This window comes from Streptomyces sennicomposti (assembly GCF_019890635.1).
GTDB classification, from domain to species: domain Bacteria; phylum Actinomycetota; class Actinomycetes; order Streptomycetales; family Streptomycetaceae; genus Streptomyces; species Streptomyces sennicomposti.
The window spans coordinates 1-442 of the sequence record NZ_JAIOAB010000146.1 but is presented as its reverse complement, the minus strand read 5'-3'; the positions used below and the strand labels follow the sequence as shown (position 1 = coordinate 442).

At 57.2% G+C, this 442-nt stretch carries 1 rRNA gene; it reads right to left on the bottom strand.

Annotated elements, in window-relative coordinates:
• Nucleotides 1-442: ribosomal RNA gene (locus tag K7787_RS31465) — 23S ribosomal RNA — on the bottom strand; the annotation flags it as partial.

Here is a 442-nt window from a genome sequence, read left to right as displayed (position 1 = left end):
GGCGGCTTCACGGCCTTAGCATCACGATGCTCGATGTTTGACGCTTCACAGCGGGTACCGGAATATCAACCGGTTATCCATCGACTACGCCTGTCGGCCTCGCCTTAGGTCCCGACTTACCCTGGGCAGATCAGCTTGACCCAGGAACCCTTAGTCAATCGGCGCACACGTTTCTCACGTGTGAATCGCTACTCATGCCTGCATTCTCACTCGTCAACCGTCCACAACTACCTTCCGGTGCTGCTTCACCCGGCAGACGACGCTCCCCTACCCATCACAGCCGCCGTTGGGCGTTATGCTGCAATGACACGACTTCGGCGGTACGCTTGAGCCCCGCTACATTGTCGGCGCGGAATCACTAGACCAGTGAGCTATTACGCACTCTTTCAAGGGTGGCTGCTTCTAAGCCAACCTCCTGGTTGTCTCTGCGACTCCACATCCT